General features: G+C 40.2%; 8 protein-coding genes. All 8 read right to left on the bottom strand.

Features of this window, described 5'->3' with window-relative positions:
* Nucleotides 1-13: 13 nt before the first annotated feature.
* The 8 genes from GL182_RS06805 to GL182_RS06770 all read right to left on the bottom strand — a co-directional run bounded on the left by GL182_RS06805 (nucleotide 14) and on the right by GL182_RS06770 (nucleotide 13299).
* On the bottom strand, nucleotides 14-3166 hold the full coding sequence (locus GL182_RS06805; RefSeq protein WP_163378889.1) for an AsmA-like C-terminal region-containing protein: 3153 nt from the start codon (nucleotides 3164-3166) through the stop codon (nucleotides 14-16).
* A 414-nt stretch (nucleotides 3167-3580) separates the two neighbouring features.
* Nucleotides 3581-4462: a DUF2490 domain-containing protein gene (locus GL182_RS06800; RefSeq protein ID WP_163378888.1), complete on the bottom strand. Its 882-nt coding sequence runs from the start codon at nucleotides 4460-4462 to the stop codon at nucleotides 3581-3583.
* Nucleotides 4463-4515: 53 nt separating this feature from the next.
* The gene (locus tag GL182_RS06795) at nucleotides 4516-6480 is read right to left on the bottom strand and encodes a hypothetical protein (protein WP_163378887.1); all 1965 of its coding nucleotides are present in this window, start codon (nucleotides 6478-6480) and stop codon (nucleotides 4516-4518) included.
* A gap of 120 nt (nucleotides 6481-6600) precedes the next feature.
* Nucleotides 6601-7992 carry an arginine decarboxylase gene (locus GL182_RS06790; RefSeq protein WP_163378886.1) on the bottom strand — a complete coding sequence of 464 codons (1392 nt, stop codon included), beginning with the start codon at nucleotides 7990-7992 and terminating at the stop codon, nucleotides 6601-6603.
* Nucleotides 7993-8098: 106 nt separating this feature from the next.
* Nucleotides 8099-8500, bottom strand: a complete 402-nt coding sequence (locus GL182_RS06785) for a hypothetical protein (RefSeq protein WP_163378885.1) — start codon at nucleotides 8498-8500, stop codon at nucleotides 8099-8101.
* A gap of 312 nt (nucleotides 8501-8812) precedes the next feature.
* Nucleotides 8813-8950 (bottom strand): hypothetical protein, encoded by a 138-nt coding sequence (locus GL182_RS06780; RefSeq protein WP_163378884.1) that lies wholly within the window; start codon nucleotides 8948-8950, stop codon nucleotides 8813-8815.
* A 38-nt stretch (nucleotides 8951-8988) separates the two neighbouring features.
* Nucleotides 8989-11067 (bottom strand): tetratricopeptide repeat-containing sensor histidine kinase, encoded by a 2079-nt coding sequence (locus GL182_RS06775; protein ID WP_163378883.1) that lies wholly within the window; start codon nucleotides 11065-11067, stop codon nucleotides 8989-8991.
* Between the two features lie 42 nt (nucleotides 11068-11109).
* Entirely contained in the window at nucleotides 11110-13299 is a 2190-nt protein-coding gene (locus GL182_RS06770; protein WP_163378882.1) for a carbohydrate binding family 9 domain-containing protein, read from the bottom strand.
* Nucleotides 13300-13318: the final 19 nt, after the last annotated feature.

Raw genomic sequence — 13318 nt, 5'->3', positions numbered from 1 at the left:
TCAAAAAGAATGGCTATTCCTTATTTTTCCCCAGGCTAAACTGGTAGTCTTCCGGTGTACCCTTTACATGTATATTGACAAATCTAACTTTTTTATTTTCATCCCGATAGACGATGTTATCTTCCTGATCGGGGTTGATTTCATTCTTATTCCTGCCTCCAAAAAGGGAGCGGAAACCAACCTGGGTGACCATTCCCAGGGGTACCCTGATAAAATAATCCATGCTTAAATCCAACCCCTGCCTTCCTGACAGCTCTATGAAGCCCAGGCTCGAATTGACTGTCATATTGGGAATCAGCAACATGCCGTCCTTGATGTCAAAAGTGTTTTGCAAGGTGTCAAAACGAACCAGATTCAAATTCTTGTCCTTAAAATAGGAAGACATGGCCTGTAGGGGAGTGAAATTTACCAGACTTCCCTGGATTACAGTCAGGTCCATATGGGCTTCGCTCTTCTCTATAATAGGGGTCAGGTCAGGGTGAACCAGGAATTTGCTGGTAATGGTACCACTCACTTTCCCGTGCAGGTTTTCATTGATCATCAAGTCCTGCCCAAAGTTATCGAACTTGATCATGAGCTTGTCAATGTCCAGAAGATCAGCGGTCAGATCGCTGTGAAAATAAATGTGCTTCGGATCCGAACCGTTAAAATAGCCTTTCATTCCCATTTTGCCATCTGCTGTTTGTAGGGAAAGACTGTCCACATACAGGTAATGGTCACGGGTACTTCTCATGCTGGCTTTTACATTTTCCAGCCAAAAGGTGTGGTAATTCATTTTTTTGATATCGGCTGTAAAAATCATGTCTGAAAATGGAAGATCAAAAATATTAAATGTATCCTCATGACTTTTTGGATCCTTTTCATTCGGATCATAGGCCATCAAGGCGTCCAAATCCAAACTTGCTGCCCGTAAATCGAAGGTATTGGAATGCTCCCTTTGGAGGCTATCTGCCCCCATATAATAGTTCATATCGATTCTGAAGTCGCTTTCACCCATTTTACCTCCAAAATCCTGAATGTTAAGCTTTCCAGCTTCAAAATGAAGCTTTCCTGAAAAATCATCTATTTTCAGAGGATGTAAGTTAAGTTTTGCATCCAGGTGGGACAATCGCAAGTCTGCTGCCCTGAAGGTGGTATCGTACCATAAATCCAGATTACCTTCCAGGGAAAAATCTTTTAATTCTTCTTCCAGGTAATCCTCCGGAAGGTAATTTACCCCATTATAGGTGAGCAAATCCTTGATTTTGAAGTGATTGGAGCTGAAATCAAAGGTAAACTGAGACAAACCTTTTTTGACAGGTTGAAACCACTTCGGATAATGCTGCAATAATCCAGAAAAGTGGAAATCACTACCATCAATCTCTCCGGTGAAATCATTTACCTCCAGATCATTTTCAGAAATCGATACCTTGACATCAAAGTCATGAAAAACATGCGGGTAGTGCTTAAGTTTGGCATAAAAATCAAGTACCTCGAAATTCCCTTCCGGCAGGTAGGTAAATTGCTTCAATTTCCGGGCATTGGTATGGAAGGCAACTTTCATTTTTAGGTCATTGATGATTTCACCGGATGGCGACATCAGGCTGCTGTCAAAAGAAAGCAATTCGGGGAGGTTGATTTCATTGGAGGAAGCAGAAAACCCAAAACTTATGTTTTCGTCAAAGCCATGAAATAAGGAAGTAAAATCACTCAATTCACCATCGAAACTGAAGTCAGAGTTTCCTAGTAAAAAGGAAAGGTTGTGCAATGAAACCATCCCATCTTTCATGATGGCATGCCCATTGGCTTCTGTTACAGGTAGGGGATATCCGGGAATGTTAAAGGACAGGTTTTGAATCGTGAGTTCGCTATCCATGCCTTCTTTGAGTTTTGCAAGACTTAGATTGGGTTCATTCATATCCATAATTTCGTCCAGATCCATGTCCAGCTTGATTTTACCTTTCAATTGCCTAAGGCCTTCTATCTCAAAGAAATCTCCAATAAACTCCAGGTCCAATTCTGTTTTTAGTTTGGCCTTTATATAGGGGTCTTCAAAGTTTCTGATTACAAGTTGCCCGTCAAAAACACCCTCATCCGGTTTGGCATAAAACTGTTGTAACCGGAATTCGCTGGTTTTAAGGTTTCTTTCCGCTCCGTTGGTGAAAAAGCCTGAGAAATTTAATTCATCCACTTTTTTGTCGGCACTTGGATTAACAAAATAGGCATTTTCACAACCGAACTCTACACTGACCAAAGGGAAGTGTCCGCTTGCAGCCTTGCCCTTAATGGTGCCTAAAAAGTATATTTGACCTTCACTGTCGTATTTTTTCAGGGTTTCGCCTATTGTTTCTGGCGCAAAGGCAGCAAAAAGGGAAAAATCCGGCTTTTCTCCATAAATTTTCAAGTCGGTAAAGAAATCTTTGTCAAAATCAACTGTACCATCCAGGCTGAATTGTGCTCCTTGCAGTTCAAGTTTGGATGGTAATATGGTGAGCAAGGATTTCGTTTGGTCAAAATCCATCTGCCAATCAATGTTGACCGGCTTTTGATAGAAAAAAGAAGCTTGACCAGCCTGACTGTAGTCCAGTATGACTTTGCTTTCAACCCCTAAAGAATAATGGTTTTCCATCAGGGAAATGCTGCCCTTTAATTGTTCAACCTGAACTTCCACTTTGGTGGAGTCCAGCTGATCCAGATAGGCCAGACGCATATTGCTGAGGCTTACTTCCTGCAAGTCAACTTCGATCGAACCCTCCCCTGAAGATGTGCTTTCTTCATTCAATTGTTTAGCTTCGAGCAAATTGATATTTCCTGTCTGGTCTTTAATCAGATCAAGGTGACCGTTTTTCACTTTCAGGCTTTTGATGGCCAGATCGCCAAAAATCACATTAAAAATATCAAAGCCTATGTAAATTTCCTCGGCCTGATATAAAGGATTACTGGAAGCGTTCTTCTCCTCAAAGAAACGAATGCCTTTACCTTCAATGGAAATATATGGGAAAGAAGCGAAAGGAGATAGACTGATGGCATCAATCTCCAGGCGGCCTTTGAAGGTTTCGTTTAATGATTGAACAACTTCCCTTGAAATCTTATCCTGTTTGAAATAAATGATCCCTACACCAGCAAAGAAAACAATGATTGGGATGGACACAACTGCACAAAGTATTGACTTTTTCCTGTTACTCACCTGATTTAACTTTTAAAAAATGTAACGCAATATTACTTAATTTAGTTAAAAATCAATGGCTGCAAATTGAAAAATAATCAGAAATAGGTAGTTTAAATCGGAATATGTATTAGGTTTCGTTAGGAAGGCTGAAATCGCAAGAAGATCAGGCAAATTGGAAACTATCACCGCTATGGTGAAGTAGAAAACTGCAACGAAGTGACTGATTTTGAAGTAATTTCAGTCAGTAATAGAATTCCTAATGCATATTTCGGGTTTAAAGCCCTATCAGGACAAAAGTCTTAAAAAAACGGGAAGCAATAGATTCATCTCATTTCCCCCAGGTAGGGAAACCAGCTGGCAATTTATAGTTGAAATAATTTTTGATCCATTTTTTAAAAAACAATGTGACTGAATCAGGAAGGCAGGTGAATTTTATAATACAGGTTCAATTTCTTCTATTTGTGGTTTATTCCTTTTCCGTGTAAAATCCAGGTTATGATAAATACTGAAACGGATAATATCCCGATTGTTTAAATCAAAGCCCCTTTCCCTCTGTTGGATACTTTTCATGAAGCCTGCCTGAAGCTGAAACTTTTCGTTGATCACATATCCCAATCCCAGAAAGAGCCGGTTATCTTCAAAGTAATTGTAGAGTATTGGCTTTCCGGCCTGGATAAAGATTTCATTATATCCGGAAAAAAACAAGGTTTTGTCTTGTAATTTCGGTTTATTAATGGGGATATAGGTAGATATTTTGTATCGAAACCTATGGGTAAGCTTAAATGGAGAGTCTACTATGTAGTCTCTTTTCCATCGTTGTTCGGTTCTGATTTGGTGGTAAATTTTTACCCTGCCCATACTTTGTATAAACAAAAATTGTTGCCAAAACCTGAATTGATTCACCACCTTGTCAATCTGCTCTTCACTGCTGTATTGGTCCTCAGGAGCCCAGTAAAAGGGTGTAACAATCCCACCGGTCACTTCGAATTTTTCATTTACCAAATAAGACAAGCCAAATCTCAGGTAGATCTGGGCCATGTTATTGATCAGCTTATCTCTTCGTCTCATATGGTACTCCCCATAATAAAAAAGTTTTTCACCAATCTTATATTTGGTATAGAGACCCAACCACAATCCGGATTGCCTGTGATATTCCTTTTCCAAAGAAGGATTGTCCTGAGCCTGATTCTCCATATATTGTCCTGAGGAAAATTGGGCCCACAAACAAAATATCAATGTCCCTATCAGGTACAGGCTATATTTTTTACCGGTTGATTTCATTATCATTTCCTTGATCATTCTGGCAATGGCCATTTTTCTAAAGTCCTTAATTAGTTGGAAGGAGCCATCTGAACGGTAGTTCTTTTTTATAAATCCAATAGTGCAGCTATTCGGTTGGGGTTATTGCTTCTGCCTATTTTGCGTTCCAGACTTTTGGTTGAAACTTCACGGAGTGCTGTCATTTTTTGTTGGAGCGATTCTATTTGGTTGATATGTTCAATGATACGCGTATAATCGCTTTCCTGAACCAATTGCTTTACATAATGATCGAATAGCTTGACGGCACCTGCTTCGTAAAGCCTCTCTTTAGCCCTGGCTTTGTAGCGGGTATAGGTAAAGGGGTCAAAAGTCTCTTCTTTATACAATTCATCAAGATTTTCATTCCTTGGAAATATAGCTGCCAGTGCAGGGTACAAGGTTTCCATTTCATTTAAAAAGTCCAATAATATTTTCCCCTGATCAGATTTTACCTCGGAGTTATCAGCCTCTGCATAGGTCTTCAGCAATTCATTGAATCCGTTATTCAGAAAATTATCGCTGATATCGTCAAAAAATTGTTTTTCTTCTTCATTGATCGCTTTATGATTTTGATACAAGGTTTCTACCAATGCTCGCTGTTCAGATATTTCTTCTTCTAAGGCCAGCAGCCTTGAATTCACCTCCAGGGTATGCAGTTCTTCATTAGCGAATGAAGCCAGCTGGGTGGTTAAATTCAGTTCAGCGTCCAGATAGCTGTCTACCACCTCCAGAAAGCCTGATTTACCCCCGTATCCAACATCCATATTCAATATTTGACGTTTTTGTTGCTCTCCATAGGTGTAGCCAATGACCTCCATCGGAGAAAGGAAATTTATTCCTCCACGAGTGAAATTTTCCAAATCATAATATCGAATGTCATCAGAATTTATCAGGCCTATAAATTCTTTCATTTGATCTAATTTCCTTCTTCGGTTCTTAAAATAGGCATTGGTAAATGCGAGAGAGTCACTTTTCTCTGCGTTAAGTTCCAGGGCATTTAAAGCAGCATATTTGGAGACAGAATCTTCAAGGCTTTCATACTTTTCCAGTATAGTGGATAATAGCCTCTCCTGATTTCCATCTAAGTTGTATTCAAACCTCCTCGTAAAAAAGGGATATCTCTCACCATCTAATGGGTCAGGTGAAACATCATCATATTGCAACAGCCTGGAAATAAAACTATCAATAAAGGCGTTGCCTGCCTGTTGAATTTTTAGCTGTGGTCTATCCGATTGGAAGCCATCATTATAGGGTAGGCCAAAATTTTTATTGGCAATTTTGAAGGAATTTGCATCGCCTTCCTGTAACCGCCGCAATTTACCTATGGTTTCATAAAAGATTACCTCATCTATTCCTTCTCCGGATTCAAGATTTCTTCGTCTGATGCCGAGTAGAAATCCATTTTCGTAATTTCGTACTTCTGATACCAGCACCTCCTTATCCAGGTAGACCAAAGACCACTCTCCATCCATAAATCCCTCTGTATTGATTTCACCACGGATCAATTGGGTAAAATCTCCTTCGAAATTTCTGTAATCTATGTTTTCAACTATTTTCCCATCCGAAAAGCTGATTCCAGTAGCATCAGCTTTGGGTGCCAATTCCCCATCAACGAACACATTCTCTTTAAAAGTCCAGACCCCTGTTTTTATGCCTTCCTCATAGACGGCTTCTACATATACTTCCTCACTGATCAGGCTGTGGATAAGCTCAAAGTCCACTACGTCTTCAATGATGATCTGGTGCTTTTCCTCGTCAAAAATCCAGGTACCTGATCGTTTGTTCCTATCATGCTCGCCTGTTACCTGAAATTTATACAATATGGTTTGATCTAAACTGTCTTTTTCCTGATAGTCAAACCGGAAGAACCCATCCATGACCTGGTCCTGATCATTTTCATCTAAGAATTCATAAGTAGCCAGACCCTCTATTTCCTGAAAAGTATAGGGGCCTTCGTAAACGCTTCTGTCCTGGGCAAAGAGAGTTTCGCCCGAAATAACTAAAACTGAAAAAAGGAGAAAAAATATTCTCATGCAAATGATTCAATTAATGAAAGGGAATAGAAATGGATCAATTATGGGTTCCTTTTACTTCCTATCAAATAACCTGCCATTATGATCACTCGAAATAAAAAGAGGGCCGAAGCCCCTATTTTATTCATATCCCAGAATTTTCATCATATCCGAACTCTCCTGTTCGGGCGCGAATAACCGGTGATGCACAGATCCGTCTGGTCCCCGGTCAATGATGATATGTTTTGGAGCAGGTATAAGGCAATGTTGTATGCCTCCATACCCTCCAAGGGATTCCTGATAGGCACCGGTATGGAAAAAGCCAATGTATTGCTGATTACCTTGCTCTAACTTTGGAAGGTAAATGTTAAATTGATGGGCTTCAGAGTTATAATAGTCCATGCTGTCGCAGGTAAGCCCTCCCAAAGAAATGTTATGGTATTCCTTGTTCCAGTTGTTGATGGCCAGCATGATGTATTTTTGGTTTAACCCCCAGCTATCAGGCAGCTGGGTGATAAAGGAACCATCTATCATGTACCACAATTCTTTGTCATTTTGCAGTTTTTCATCAAGAATCGAATAAATCACTGCACCGCTTTCTCCTACAGTATAACTGCCAAACTCAGTGAAAATATTGGGCTCTACCGTGTTGTTTTTGGCGCACATCCATTTGATATTCTTGATGATCTGATCGGCCATGTACTGGTAATCATAGTCAAAAAAAACATTGGTTTTAATGGGCCAGCCACCCCCCACGTCCATGGTATCCAGTTCCGGGGCCACCTTCTTCAATTCCACATATTTTTGTATAAAACGAGTCAATTCAGACCAGTAGTATGCCGTATCCCTTATACCCGAATTGATAAAAAAATGAAGCATTTTGAGGCTTACATTGGGATTGTCTTTTATTTTTTCTTCGTAAAGCTTGATGATGTCATGGTACCTTACACCCAACCTGGAGGTATAAAAACCAAATTTTGGTTCCTCATCTGCTGCTATCCTAATGCCAACTTTGAAGGGCACTTTGACATGCTCCAAATAATAATCGATTTCAGTTAAGTTGTCCAATACTGGAATGCAGTTGGTAAACCCCTCATTGAGTAATTCGGAAACATATTGCTTATAAAGTTCCCGTTTGAATCCATTACAAACAATGTAGATTTCCTTATTGATTTTTCCCTGTTTGTACAGGTTTTTCACCAGGGGGATATCAAAGGTGGAACTTGTCTCAATATGTGCCCCGTTTTTTAGGGCTTCGTCTACCACAAAACTAAAATGAGATGACTTGGTGCAATAACAATAGGTGTAGCTGCCCTTATAGGCATGGGTTTGCATGGCATTCCCGAAAAATGTTTTGGCATTCTGAATGTTTTCGGAAATCTTGGGCAAGTAAGTCAGCTTCAAAGGAGTTCCATACTCCTTTATAATCTCCATCAGGTTTACCCCGTTGAATTGTAGTTGGTTATCGGCTACATTAAATTCTTTGGTAGGAAAGTCAAAAGTTTGCTGAATCAGGTCTATATAGTTATTCATAATTCCTGCTTGTAATTACTATTTGGTCTAAGGAAGGTCCAAAAATTGCACGAAAATCTGATTAATCAAACCATTTTTTAGGGAAAAAAGTAATGGGTAAAAATCTTCAGCTTAAACTCTTGAAAAGCATTTCATTTTCCTTATGTTGCCTGATTTTCGTTTTTAAAAGTTTGCTCAGTGCTTTCCTGAAATGAATTTCTTTGTCTAGTGTTCCAAAGATGTAATGCAAAAAAGCAGATATTTCTTTTTTGGCAGCGGCCTTATAGTAAAAGGTAAAGTTCTTTTTATTGTGATTATTGGTTAAAAATGCTACCGGACTTTTGTATAATTCAGCTAATCCCCTTAATAATCCATAAAGGGAAGCCCATTTTTCTGATAACTCGAAACAAATGGCCTCAAATCCATCAGGGTTTTCGTTCATTGATGATACCAGGCGTATGCCGAATTGATCAAAATTCATTTCTGCAAGCTCCTCCTTCTTGTTGTACATTTCCATTTCCTCTACCATCTTCTTTTTGCTTTTATAGCACTGATTATTGTTTGTTCCCTACACATACTTATACCAGATTGCGCATAAAAAGTTTTGATTTTGAATAATTTATGGAGATTTTTAAAGTCAAACCGGTACTTTTTTTTAAATCAGCTTGAAAATTAATCAGTTCTGTCTAAGCAATAAAATAAGACTAAAATCTAAACCAATACTTCCTTTTCCCCATGGGTATTTTTTTCACCTTTGAATGGCTAATATTCCAATAATCACCAGGCCATTTACCAGCCTAAAACACAATCTTAAAATAGAAGGAGAAAAAACGAAAAGAAATTATTCAGCACGGATGGGCATTTCCAACCGTATTTTATCCCAACGTAATGAAATGCCTCCCTGATCATCGTTTTCTGGGAGGATTTCAAAGCTGGTTTTCTGTACCTTGTCTTCCAATGCTATAGGGGTGGCTTCCATGCGTAAAGCATCCTTTGATTATAGCAAAAGTATTATTTTTATGGTTTTTTTATGGGTATTTCGATATAGAAAGTTGTTCCTTTATTTTCCTCACTCTCAAACCAAATATTTCCCCCATGGGCAGTGATGATTTGTTTGGAAATGGCAAGGCCCATTCCAAAAGGCTTTTCCCCTTCTGTTCCGGATCTTTTCCCGTCCGTGTACCATTCAAACACCTTGTTTTTTATTTCCTCAGGAATGCCAATTCCTTCATCCTTTATCAGGATCAGCACCTTATCGAATTTTTTCTTCATGCTTACCCGAATGGATTTGCCTTTTGGGCTGAATTTGATTGCATTAGCGATCAGATTGCTTATCACCCGCCAAAGTTTTTCCCTGCTGACATAGGCTGTAACAGGTGTGGTATCCAGTAGAATCTTTTGATTCTTTTCCTGAGCTTTGTGTTGCAGCAATTCCACGCAGTAATTCAGGATACGGTCGATTTCTACCGGTTCCCTGGAAAGTGATTCGGAATTTTTATTGGATTGCATCATTTCAGATACCAGGTTCAGGGAATTAATACAGGAGGTTTTGATGTGTTCCAGAAGCACCCTGTTCTCTCCTTTTATTTGTTCATCTGATAACAGGATATCTGACATCATGACCATGCTGCTAATCGGATTTCTCAGGTCATGTGCTACCATGTACATGATTTTCGTATTTTCGGTCTGGCTTTGCTCCAAAGCCCCCAGGGTTTCCTGCAATTCTATGTTTTGCTGGCTGATTACCTTGTTGATGTTTTTTGATCTCTTCAAACCCTGCCATGCAAGGGCCAGGAAAATAACCAGTAAAACGGTAAATCCTGCGGCCGTACCCAGATAGATGTTTTTGATCTGATTATCCCTGTTTACAATAGAAAGCTGGTATTGCTGCGCTGCGTTTTCATAGGATGCTTCCATATCCACAACCCTGAGTTCTTCATCGACTTTTTCAATAGAATCCTGTAAATGATGGTAGGCCTTTACATACAGGTAAGCACTGTCAGATGTTCCCAATTTTTGGAAAAAGGCTTCTTTTACCCGGTTCAGCTGAATAAGAGTAATGATGTGGCTGCGGTTTTTGACTTCGGCATCGGTAAGTTCCCCATCCAATTGATTGAGGTAGGTGCGGGCTTCATTTAATCTATTCTGACGGATTAAAAGTTCCGTTAATTTTACTTTCGCTGTTTGGGCATCTCTCCTGTCAAATTCGGGTTTGGAATTGATTGCAATGCTTCTTTTTAATAATTTTTCAGCTTCCTGATCTTTTCCCAATTTGCCCAGTGTTCCCCCAAGATTTCCAAAATAGACCCCCTTTGCCAGGCTGATAAAGGCTTTTTCTCCTGGGTACTTTTTTTCGGCATTTTCAAGAAAGTCAATCCCCTTCCTGTAATGGGATACGGCACTATCCAATTTTCCCATTTTTTCAAAACTCAGGGCCAGGGTATTGCGGTACATTTGAGGGAAATAAAGATTCTGGTCCAGCATGCCATTGCCCCAACAGTCCTTGTTTTCCTGTATAGCTTGTTGGAAATAGGGAATACTTTCCTCAAATTGAACTTGATCATATCGAAAAAGACCCATTTGATAGGTGAGGTTGCTAATCAGGCAATTGCTTAAGTGTTGAAGGGCAAATTTCCTGCCCTCATAATAGCTTTCAAAGGCATTGCTAAATTGTTTTTTAGCTTTGTACAGATCTCCTTCCAGGAATTTAGTTAATGCATATTCCCTTTTATAGATGGTGCTTTTTTCCTTCAGTACCCAAAACATGCTGTCCAGGTACTGCTGAGAAATTGCCAGGTCCACGTCATAATTCAGGTAAATTTTACTTAGAAAATTATACTTCTCCCATAAGTCTAAAGGGCTTTTATTTTCCATTTGCTGATAGGCACTATCCAGGTAATTTAAGGAATTCCTGAATTGCCCACTATTGAGCAGGTTACTTGATTTGTCGAGAATTTGTGAGGTGGTTTCCGATAAAGGTTGGTAGGAAGCTTCCTTCTCCGAACAACCTGCAAAAATATGGAGGCAGGTCATTGTGACAATACCATATAAAAAGTATTTAAAGCCAAAAAATTGTTGCCGGGAAAATTTTTGCATAGGGTTTCAAAATAATCTAAAAATCCTTGAAAAGCCTAATTTTCAGAACCTAAAAGTGTATGCCAATTTAACGGTCGTTTGTATTTCCATTGGGGTGAGCCTGTCCATGTACCTTTGCCAATTGTGGTTGTGGACGATAAAAAAGGTGTTTCCAGGATTGATGACCCAGATAAACCGGCTATTGGTACCTAACCTCTCGGTCACATTATCATATTGAATATTGAAATTAATGGAAACCCAAGGTGAAAAATCATAACTGCTGTTGAGTCTCAGCAAATGGGTTTTGAAACTTCCCTGCTCCAAGTCTACCTTGCTGTGTATGTAGCTCATGGTCATGTTTAATCCTACAATGGGCCTCATAAAAATATCGGCCTCCAAACTGGATTGTCTGCCTGTCCAAAAGCCAATGTTTGTCCAGGTAGCAGAGCCCCCGACCTTTCTGAAGGGCGCTGAAATGGCTTCAATGGCATAACCCCTGTTTTGGTACCTGCCTTCGGGGATAAGATAGGTCCCGTCCCTTAAGATATCAAAAGTAAAATCCAGAAATTCATAATTGTGTAAGGCGGAAAAATTAAGGATATCTCCGGATTCAAACCGTAATCCCAATACCCTTATTTGATGGTTTACAGTAGCCGGTTCCCAATTCATCATCATCAGGTATTCGAAATCATATTCCCAACTTAACTCCCTCAAGACCTTGCTATTCTTCATCAATGGGTTATAGGTGAGGGTGGGTTGCAACCTTCTGAATCCAACCCTGGGAACAAAACCGACTGCTGGATTATACTGAACCCCAAATTCCCGATAGGATACATGGGCATCCCAGGGCTGATTGGGGAAATTAAACCGGAACCCCCTCACAGATCGGTCAAGTACGCTGCTGCTATCATTGAAGAAAGTGGGGGTATGACCTACAAAAAAGGTTTCAAACTGAAAATTTTTGTTGCCTAGAAATTTCGAAGTACTCAAGCTGATGTCTGCACCAAATGTCTCCCTTACAGGTAAACTGTCTCCCTCGGTTTCCCTCCGGGTATAAATAGCGCCTATCGTACTTTCACTTGAAATGTTTTGAAGAACACGGGCAACAGTAAAGTTCTCTCCCGGTAAAGCTCCGGCATCACCGGTTTTCACATGAATCATGCCGATATCCGTGTTGTTCACCCGTCCGATTAGCCTGCCTCCATACCGGATAGGGATGGATCTTCCATCTTGTAGTCCAATCCGCCTGCTGAAATAAGGGTTGGGATTACTGGATGGGGCAAACTGGAAGACATTGGCCCCCTGAAGGAAAAAGTCTCTTCTTTCCGGTAAAAGAATGGGAAAACGGGTAAGGTTTACCTGCCTGTCATCTACCTCTGCTTCTGCAAAATCAGTGTTAACAGTTATCCCTGCTTTTAAATTTGGGTTGATATTATAATTCAATTCTCCACCGGCATTGAATGTGCGCTGCTGACTCATGGGATTTTCCGGGTCGATCCGGGTTTGAGACCTTGATGCTATGGCATAGGGAATGGCTTCCAGCCCCAAACCCTGGTTGATTTGCGATAGACCTGTCAGTTTTCCGGCATCCTGCGGCCTTTCTATTCCCTGATTTCTTCTGTGACCCTGCCAAAGGGTAATTTCATTTTTTCTACGAATGGTTCTTAGAAAATTGATGCCCCATGTTTCATTATTTGGGTTAAAATTCAGCGTCATGAATGGAATCCTAAACTCCGCTACCCATCCCTGTTCATCTTTGGTTACCCATACCCGCCATACTCCGTTCCAGTCCCTGTTGATTTGGGCCCCCTGTCCTGTTCGTAGAATGCCATCACCCATCATGCCCAGGGGATTGGTTTCAAAGTAAAATGCTGACCGCTGGTCATCATAGGTGTCCAGGATAAATGCAAAAAAATCATCTGTGTCCAGATCGGCATCCCTTCTTCTCTGATAGGCTTTTATCTTATCTGGCTGACTGTCATAAAGCCTGACGCCGATGTATAGATTTTTCTCATCATATGCGACCTGTACAGCAGTTTGCTCAGAGGCCAGTTGCCCCTCCAGCGGTTCCTGCTGTCGGAAAGAAGTGGCTGTAGCTACCTTCGTCCAAAAAGTTTCATCCAGTCTACCATCCAGTACAGGGATTTCGTCGGTAGCCAACCTGTAGGCTTTTATTTCTCCCGTATCCTGGGCCCAAAGGTTTGATGATAAAAATAACAAAAGGATAGAAATACTTACACGACTTGAATACATATCTTTTATTTGTACCGCA

It is taken from the genome of Cyclobacterium sp. SYSU L10401 (assembly GCF_010993705.1).
Taxonomy (GTDB): Bacteria; Bacteroidota; Bacteroidia; order Cytophagales; family Cyclobacteriaceae; genus Cyclobacterium.
This window is presented reverse-complemented; position numbering and strand designations above follow the sequence as displayed.

Coding starts and splice junctions, on each gene's coding strand:
- GL182_RS06790 (WP_163378886.1), bottom strand. CDS start 7,992: ATGAATAACTATATAGACCTGATTCAGCAAACTTTTGACTTTCCTACC.
- GL182_RS06800 (WP_163378888.1), bottom strand. CDS start 4,462: ATGGCCATTGCCAGAATGATCAAGGAAATGATAATGAAATCAACCGGT.
- GL182_RS06770 (WP_163378882.1), bottom strand. CDS start 13,299: ATGTATTCAAGTCGTGTAAGTATTTCTATCCTTTTGTTATTTTTATCA.
- GL182_RS06795 (WP_163378887.1), bottom strand. CDS start 6,480: ATGAGAATATTTTTTCTCCTTTTTTCAGTTTTAGTTATTTCGGGCGAA.
- GL182_RS06785 (WP_163378885.1), bottom strand. CDS start 8,500: ATGGTAGAGGAAATGGAAATGTACAACAAGAAGGAGGAGCTTGCAGAA.
- GL182_RS06780 (WP_163378884.1), bottom strand. CDS start 8,950: ATGGAAGCCACCCCTATAGCATTGGAAGACAAGGTACAGAAAACCAGC.
- GL182_RS06775 (WP_163378883.1), bottom strand. CDS start 11,067: ATGCAAAAATTTTCCCGGCAACAATTTTTTGGCTTTAAATACTTTTTA.